Source organism: Streptomyces milbemycinicus, from assembly GCF_002154605.1.
GTDB lineage: Bacteria > Actinomycetota > Actinomycetes > Streptomycetales > Streptomycetaceae > Streptomyces > Streptomyces milbemycinicus.
Genome location: NZ_MUNE01000446.1, coordinates 1 through 4,341, shown reverse-complemented (window position 1 = coordinate 4,341; position 4,341 = coordinate 1). Strand labels below are relative to the sequence as shown.

The window sequence follows — 4,341 nt, the reverse complement described above, 5'->3', positions numbered from 1 at the left end:
GCGCCTGACGGGCGTTCAGCGCCTTCTCGCGGTGTGTGCCCAGGCGGTTGATCAGCAGGGCGTTGCGCAGTTCGGTGTGCAGTTCGCCGGACTCGTTGGAGGCGGTGCCGTCCACGCCCAGGCCGACCGGTACCCCGGCGGCCAGCAGGTCGGGGACGCGGGCGATACCGGCGGCCAGGCGGGCGTTGGACGAGGGGCAGTGCGCCACGCCCGTGCCGGTGCGGGCGAAGGCCGCGATGTCGGCGTCGTTCATATGGACGCAGTGCGCCATCCACACGTCCTCGCCCAGCCAGCCGGTCGACTCGAAGTAGTCGGTCGGGCCCATCCCGAACAGCTCGTGGCAGAACTTCTCCTCCTCCATCGTCTCCGAGCCGTGGGTGTGCAGCCGTACGCCCTTGCGGCGGGCCAGGGCCGCGGCCTCGCGGAGCAGTTCGGTGGAGACCGAGAAGGGCGAGCAGGGCGCGACCGCGATCTGCAGCATGGAGTCGTACGAGGGGTCGTGGTGGGCGTCGACCGCCTCCTCGGTGGCGCGCAGCGCGCCCTCGGTGGTCTCGACGGCGAAGTCGGGCGGCAGCCCGCCGTCCGACACACCGCGGTCCATGGAGCCGCGCGCGGCCGTGAACCGTACGCCCAGCTCCCTGGCCGCGCGCAGCTCGGCGCCCAGCAGGTCGCCCGTGCCGCGCGGGAAGACGTAGTGGTGGTCCATGGCGCAGGTGACGCCGCCGCGGACCATCATGGCCAGCGAGGCGCGCGCCGCCTCGTACACCATGGGCTCGTCGATCCGCGCCCAGGTCGGATAGAGCGCGACCAGCCAGTTGAAGAGGTTGTGGTCCTGGGCCAGGCCGCGGGTGATCCACTGGTAGAAGTGGTGATGGGTGTTGACCAGGCCGGGGGTCGCCAGATGGCCGGTGCCGTCAACCCTGCGGACCACCCCGTCGAGGCCGGCGGGCGCGGGGCCGGGTCCCAGCGACTCCAGACGGTTGCCCGCGACGACGATGTGGCCGCTGGTGTACTCGGTGTCGTCGGCGTCCACGGTCGCGATGGCGCAGTTCTCGATGACGATGCGCTTCGCTGCTGCGGTGCGGTTCGGTTCTGCGGTGCTGTTCATGTCTGCCGTGGCGCCCTTCAGTCGGTGGCGATCCGGGGCCGGACGCCGTCCCGCAGGATCGTGGCCTCGATGAGGCCGTACGGCCGGTCGGCGGCGAAGTACACCTCGTTGTCGTTCTTCAGGCCGAAGGGTTCCAGGTCGACCAGGAAGTGGTGCTTGTTGGGCAGCGAGAGCCGTATTTCGTCGATCGCGGGCCGGTTTTCGATCACGCGGGCGCCCATCTGGTACAGCGTCTGCTGGAGGGAGAGCGAGTACGTCTCGGCGAAGGCGGCCAGCAGGTCGTCTCTGGCCCCGGCGTATCCGCGCTCCCAGTCCGGCGCGGGCTCGCCGCCGCCGCCGTCGTCATCGGAACACCAGCCGTAGCGCCACCGGGCGTGCACATCGGTGGCGAGGATGCGGTCGCGCACCTCCGGCAGCGTGGTGTATTCGTCCTTGACGAAGCCCCAGAACTCCGAGTCGGTGGAGTTCAGCACGGTCAGCCCCGTCAGCCCGGAGATCACCTCCCACCGCTCTCCGTCGAAGGTGATCTGGGCGGTGCGGGTCTCCTGTCCGGTGCGGACGAAGGAGTGGCGGGCCGCCCCCGAGGTCTCGATCCGCTCCCAGCCGTACTCCTCGATCCGGATCCGGGCGGTGTGGATGGCGTCCTGGCCGGTGACGAAGTGGCGGGCGAGCAGGATGCCGAACTGCTCGGGCGAGGCGATGCCGTGTTCCTTGGCGAAGGCGTACACGGTGTTCTTGGTGGTGTCCGTCGGCAGCACGTTGGCGTTGCTGCCGGAGAGGTGGACCTCGTCCATGTCGCCGGAGAGCGCCACCGACACGTTCAGGTCCTTGATGTGGTGGACGGCTCCGTCCCGCACGATCCTGACGACGCGGGTTTCCGCCTTGCCGTACTGGTTCTGGCCGAGTGTGGGCATCGGGTGCTAGCTCCCTCGGTATACGGAGTAGCCGAACGGGTTGAGCAGCAGGGGCACGTGATAGTGCTCCCCGGGCTCGACGGCGAAGACCACCGCCACCTCCGGGAAGAAGGCTCCGTTCCGCTGCCCCTCGGCTGATGGGTGTCCCGCGCGCGCGAGGTACGGCTCGACCTCGAACCGCAGCCGTACGTGCGCGGTGCCCTCGGGGAGGGCTGGCAGGTCCTTGCAGCGGCCGTCGGCGTCCGTGCTGGAGCGGGCGTGGGCCGCCCAGGGCGCGTCGCCCGCGGGGCGGACGGACAGCTCGACGGCCACTCCGGCGGCGGGGCGGCCGAGGGCGGTGTCGAGGATGTGCGTGGACACGGAGGTGCGCGAGGTGTGCGAGGTGGTGTGCGTACCGGGCGTCTTGGCTGTCACCGCTCCCCTCCCCCCTCGTCCATGGTCATGAGCCGGGCCAGCCGGTTGCGATTGATCTTGCCCAGCTCGGTGCGGACGATCTCGCGTTCGGTGTCGGTGTCGTTGCCGATCCGCTCGTTGAGAGCAGCCAGCATCTCCTCGCCACCGCGCCCGGTGGCATAGATGAGGAAGACATGCCCATGGCGCTCCTGGTAGGCGCGGTTCAGCTCCAGCAGCCGCGCGCGCTCGGCCTCCCCCACCCCGCTCTGCTCGCGCGCCGAGGTGGCGTCGCCGGGCTTCGGCCGCCCTATGGGCGGGTGGGCGGCCATCGCCTCGGCGAGGTCGGCGTCGGTCAGCCCCGCCATGGCCTCCTCGGCGGCGGCCAGCAGCGCGTCGACGCTGCCGTACGGCCGCCCGGCGGCCACCGCCGCCGCCCACGCCCGGCTGGCGCACACCTCGTGCAGCAGCGCGGCCACGTCCGGCCCGTCCGCTGCGTTGAACCGGGCCAGTCCCGGCGGAGCGCTGGTAGTCACACTCGCAAGCTAGGAGCCGCCCCCGCGCACCGTCAACAGTTTGTTGAAAACTTCAGGTTACGGGCCAGGGCCGGGGCGATCCAACCGGGCTACACGCCGCTACGCGCCGTCCCCCCGGGGCTCGGCGCTCCGCTCGGCGTTCTCCCGGTTGAGGTAGTTGTAGACGGTGAAGCGGCTGACGCCGAGCGCGGTCGCGACCGTCTCCACGCCGTGGCGCATGGAGAAGGCGCCGCGCTGTTCGAGGAGGCGGACGACCGACTGCTTGGTCTTGCGGTCGAGGTCGGCGAGCGGGACGCCGTGGCGGCGGCGGAGCTCGGCGAGGATGTGGTCGAGCGAGTCGGAGAGGTGCGGCAGGCGTACGGCCACGACCTCCCGGCCCTCCCAGGAGAGGACCACGTCATCGCCCTGGGCGCTGTCCGGGGCGATCAGCTCGCCGCCGATGGCGTCCACCAGCGGCTTGACCGCCGTGACGAAGGGGTCGTCGGCGGGACGGGTCACCTGCCGCCCTCCCCCGCCTCGCCCGTGGCCGCGGCCGACTCCGGGATGACGTTGACCTGGAGCGAGATCCGGGTCGCCCCCGCCTCCAGGGACTCACGGAGCAGTTCATGGACGGCGGCCAGGACATGCTCCGCACCGCCCTCCGCCGTGTTGCCGAACGGGCCGACGTCGACGGAGTCCAGCGCGGCGCCTTGCACGATGTCGCGGGCCACCACGGCATGCGGCGGCACCTCGTCGAGGTCGAACGGCTCGGTGGTGAACTCAACCCTCAGTCTCACGCCGCCAACCTACTGCCATCGCACAGGAGACGTCACGAGCCTCCCACGGCGGTCGGCCCGCCGGACGCAGAACCCCCCAAGTCGCCGCCCCCGACCCCGCGCTTCATGGAGCATGGGCACAGACCCCTCTCCCGGAACTCGGACTCGGAGCCACAGATGACAGAGAGCGTGCCGGTGCGCTGCCCCTCGTGCCGCCGCGAGCAGTCGTTCACTCCGCCAACCTACCCGTGCTCATGCGGGGCGCCGCTCACCCTCCCCGTGCTGCGCGACGGCGCCCCGCAGAAGATCGAGCACCGCACCTGGGAGGACACCTGGGTGGCGGCCAACTGCGCCATGTGCGGTCGGCAGGGCCACTGGCCCCAGCCGGAGTTCGGCTGCGCGTGCGGGACGCTGGTCCGCGTCCCCGTGGCGCCGGCGCCCGACCCCACGGAGCGCGCCCCGGCCACCGCCCGCCCCGGCGGCCCGCCGACGGGGGCCGCCGGACCACCGGGCCGGCCCGTGCAGCGGCCCGCGTTCCGGCCGGTGACGATCCGTACGGCGCGGGATGCGGTGACGGCCGCCGCACACCGCCGAAGCCGAGCCATTTCAGATACTGCGCGGCGGCCGTCACCGCATCC

The 4,341-nt window shown here is 71.8% G+C and carries 6 protein-coding genes and 1 pseudogene; 1 reads left to right on the top strand and 6 read right to left on the bottom strand.

Annotation, left to right across the window (positions count from 1 at the left end; translation table 11 throughout):
* The 6 genes from CCN51_RS32620 to CCN51_RS32595 all read right to left on the bottom strand — a co-directional run.
* A partial coding sequence (locus CCN51_RS32620) for an amidohydrolase family protein (protein ID WP_086860422.1) occupies positions 1 to 1,108 on the bottom strand: 1,108 nt, incomplete at its 3' end.
* A gap of 17 nt (positions 1,109 to 1,125) precedes the next feature.
* On the bottom strand, positions 1,126 to 2,022 hold the full coding sequence (pucL, locus tag CCN51_RS32615; RefSeq protein ID WP_014175548.1) for a factor-independent urate hydroxylase: 897 nt from the start codon (positions 2,020 to 2,022) through the stop codon (positions 1,126 to 1,128).
* A gap of 6 nt (positions 2,023 to 2,028) precedes the next feature.
* Positions 2,029 to 2,436 (bottom strand): hydroxyisourate hydrolase, encoded by a 408-nt coding sequence (gene uraH / locus CCN51_RS32610; RefSeq protein WP_014175549.1) that lies wholly within the window; start codon positions 2,434 to 2,436, stop codon positions 2,029 to 2,031.
* A complete protein-coding gene (gene uraD, locus CCN51_RS32605) occupies positions 2,433 to 2,948 on the bottom strand; it encodes a 2-oxo-4-hydroxy-4-carboxy-5-ureidoimidazoline decarboxylase (protein ID WP_043486553.1) in 516 nt (171 codons plus the stop codon). Before uraD ends, uraH begins: the two co-directional genes overlap by 4 nt.
* Before the next feature lie 99 nt (positions 2,949 to 3,047).
* Entirely contained in the window at positions 3,048 to 3,446 is a 399-nt protein-coding gene (locus CCN51_RS32600) for a helix-turn-helix domain-containing protein (protein ID WP_014175551.1), read from the bottom strand.
* Entirely contained in the window at positions 3,443 to 3,724 is a 282-nt protein-coding gene (locus CCN51_RS32595) for a hypothetical protein (protein ID WP_014175552.1), read from the bottom strand. The genes CCN51_RS32600 and CCN51_RS32595 overlap by 4 nt, the downstream gene beginning before the upstream one ends.
* A 156-nt stretch (positions 3,725 to 3,880) precedes the next feature.
* Here CCN51_RS32595 and CCN51_RS32590 point away from each other — a divergent pair.
* A pseudogene (locus CCN51_RS32590) lies at positions 3,881 to 4,341 on the top strand (hypothetical protein); the annotation flags it as partial.